We start from the raw sequence: 3,223 nt of genomic DNA, 5'->3' as shown, positions 1-3,223 counted from the left end.
CCCGCCTTGGCCGCGCATTTTTCAGCGCCCCCCGGCCCAGCGGATCGGGGACGCCCGGGCCGGGCCTGCCATCCCCGTGATTTCGGGTATGGCGCTACGGGAAAACCCCTAGTGCACTGCGGTCGCCCCCAATTGAGGGCGGTAAACCGTTTTTCCTATCGTGAAACCCAGGACGTGCGGCAACGGACCGGTGAATGACCCGGTCGGTTGCATGGGGCACGGCTGAATAGGCCATGGCTTGCCGGAGGGCAAGCGCAATCTGGGGGTCACGATGTCTCGTATCGCTTATGCGTCGGTCCTTGCTTCGGCATTCGCCTGCACCCTGTCGGGGGCGGCCCTGGCGACGGAAGGGGGCGGCGGCGCCTATGCCAATGGCGCCGAAAGCTTCATGACCGGCGCCCTGCCGCCGCCGGGCTTCTATGCCCTCAGCTACAATCAGTATTACACGGCGGGCGAATTCAAGAACGACGCCCCGCCCTTCGCCGACTTCGACCTGACCGTCGCCGCCACCATCTTCCGCGCGGTCTATGTCACCGACGTCAGCATCCTCGGCGGCACCTGGGCCATGCACGCCTTCCTGCCCTTCGCCAAGGTCGATGTCGACATGGGCCCGGCCAGCGACAGCGCCTCGGGCCTCGGCGACATCATCATCGACCCCTTCATCGTCGGCTGGCACTTCGGCGAATTCCACCTGATCACCGGCCTCGACATCTATCTGCCGACCGGCGCCTACGACAAGAACGATCTCGCCAACGTCGGCCGCAACTACACGACCTTCACCCCGGTCCTCGCCGCGACCTGGCTGAATGCCGAGGGTTACGAAGCCTCGTTCAAGCTGATGTACGACATCAACACCGAGAACACGGCGACCGACTATACCTCGGGCGACGAGCTTCACGCCGACTTCATCCTGGCCAAGCACTGGGGCCCGCTCGCGGTCGGCCTCGGCGGCTATGCCTACAAGCAGGTGACGGGCGACAGCGGCGCCGGCGCCGTGCTTGGCGATTTCAAGGGTCAGGCCGTCGGCCTCGGCCCCCAGCTCTCCTACGGTGCCGGCAACCTGCAGGTCACGGCCAAGTACCAGAGCGAATTCGCGGTCGAGAACAAGCCGGAAGGCGACAAGTTCTGGCTGAACCTCACCCTCGCGTTCTGATCCCTCAAGGTTACGGAGACACATCATGCCGGCACCGTCCGTCATCGACGTCCATTCCTATTCCGGCGGCATCGTCGGGCCGAGCGTCGCCATGCTCGGCCCCATCGCCGACGGCGGCACCATCCGCACCGGCACGCCGCCGGGCTGCTGGGGCCCCATGATCACCCCGAAGTTCAAGGGCGGCCACGAAGTGACCCAGCCCGTCGCGGTCGAGGGTGCCGAGGTCGGCGACGCCGTCGCGATCAAGATCAAGAGCATGAAGGTGACCTCCCTCGCCACCTCTTCCGGCGTGATGGAGTTCGTCGAGGGGCGCTATCGCGGCGATCCCTTCGTCGCCAAACTGTGCCCGGTCTGCGGCACCATGAGCCCGCCGTCCCATGTCGAGGGCATCGGCGACGACGCCATCCACTGCGATGTCTGCGGTGCCGAGGTGAACGCCTTTCGCATGTCGAACGGCTATGTGATCGTGCTCGACCGTGAAGCCGGCGTCTCGCTCACGGTGAACAAGGACGTCGCAGAGAAGCTGGCGGGCAGCGCCAGGGAATTCGCCCTGCTGCCCGACCTCGCCGAGCAGCATTCGATCCTCTCGCTCGCAAGGGCCGATGTCGTCGGCCTTGCCGCGCATATGCAGCCCTTCCTCGGCAATATCGGCACGACGCCGTCCGCGGATATTCCGGACTCGCATAATTGCGGCGATTTCGGCGCCTTCCTGATCGGCGCGCCGCACAATTATGCCCTGAGCCAGGAGCAGCTCGACGCCGCCAAGACCGACGGCCACATGGACACCAATTCGGTGCGCGAGGGTGCCATCCTGATCTGCCCGGTGAAGGTGCCCGGCGCCGGCATCTACATGGGCGACATGCACGCCCAGCAGGGCAACGGCGAGATCGCCGGCCACGCCACCGACGTCTCGGGCGAGACCGAGGTCGAGGTCGAGGTGATCAAGGGCCTGACCATCGACGGCCCGATCCTGCTGCAGCGCCCCGACGACCTGCCGCCCATGGCCCGGCCGATGAGCAAGGAGAAGCTGGCGGCGGTCAAGGCGCTCGGCGCCCGCTACGGCCAGCTCGAGATCGAGGAGAATGCCCCGATCACCTTCCTCGGCACCGCGGCGAACCTGAACGACGCGACCAAGAACGGGTTGGAGCGGGCGGCCAAGGTCACCGGCCTTCCCTACGACGAGATCCTGAACCGGGCGACCATCACCGGCTCGATCGAGATCAGCCGCCTGCCCGGCATGGTCCGCGTCACCTTCATGTGCCCCATGCCCATCATCGAGAAGATGGGCATCGCCCATCTCGTCCGTGCCCAATACGGCCTCTGAGGAGATCATTCATGTCACAGACTGAACAGCGCTGGGCCGCCGCCTATCCCGAGCTCGGCACCGGCCCCATCCCGGTCGAGCCCTGCGTCTCCCCCGAGTTCTTCGAGCGGGAGATGGAGAAAGTGTTCAAGAAGACCTGGCTGAAGGTCGCGCGGGTCGAGGAAATTCCGAACCCCGGCGATTACAAGGTGAAGAAGCTGGCCTTCGCCCAGACCTCGGTCATCCTGATCCGCGGCAAGGACGGCGTCATCCGCGGCTTCCACAACACCTGTTCTCATCGCGGCAACAAGGTCGTGGTCGAGCATGGCGACGAAACCTTCGGCTCAAGCAAGGCCGCGGTCGTCACCTGCCGCTTCCACGGCTGGGTCTATGACGCCAAGGGCGATCTCGTCTCGGTGCCGGAAGAAGGCAAGTTCCATTCCTGCTTCGAGCGCGCGGACAACGGCCTGACCCCGATCCGCACCGACGTCTGGGAAGGCTTCGTCTTCGTCAACCTCGATCCGGCGGGAACCGAGACGGTCGCGGCATTCCTGGGCGACATGGGCAAGCACATGGGCGGCTTCCCCTACGGCGACATGACCAAGGTCTATGCCTATAACACCGAGCTGAACTGCAACTGGAAAGTCGCCCACGACGCCTTCGCCGAGGCCTATCACGTCGCGACCATCCACGCCGGCTCCTTCCCCAATGTCTTCTCGTCGGGGCTGCAGAACGTCCTCCTGGCGGGCCCGCACCGCACGCCCGCG

The 3,223-nt window shown here is 65.6% G+C and carries 3 protein-coding genes; all 3 read left to right on the top strand.

The genetic code is table 11. From position 1 onward, the window contains the following. Positions 1–271: 271 nt before the first annotated feature. Entirely contained in the window at positions 272–1,153 is an 882-nt protein-coding gene (locus WC493_RS22650; protein WP_373068799.1) for a transporter, read from the top strand. 25 nt (positions 1,154–1,178) lie between these two features. Next, positions 1,179–2,477, top strand: a complete 1,299-nt coding sequence (locus WC493_RS22645; RefSeq protein WP_373068797.1) for an acetamidase/formamidase family protein — start codon at positions 1,179–1,181, stop codon at positions 2,475–2,477. Between the two features lie 11 nt (positions 2,478–2,488). Further along, on the top strand, positions 2,489–3,223 hold a 735-nt coding region (locus WC493_RS22640), incomplete at its 3' end, for an aromatic ring-hydroxylating dioxygenase subunit alpha (RefSeq protein ID WP_373068795.1).

Origin of the sequence: Zavarzinia sp. (assembly GCF_041650655.1) — a bacterium.
Classification (GTDB): Bacteria; Pseudomonadota; Alphaproteobacteria; order Zavarziniales; family Zavarziniaceae; genus Zavarzinia.
The sequence above is the reverse complement of the archived record's forward strand: the minus strand, read 5'-3'. Positions and strand labels throughout refer to the sequence as shown.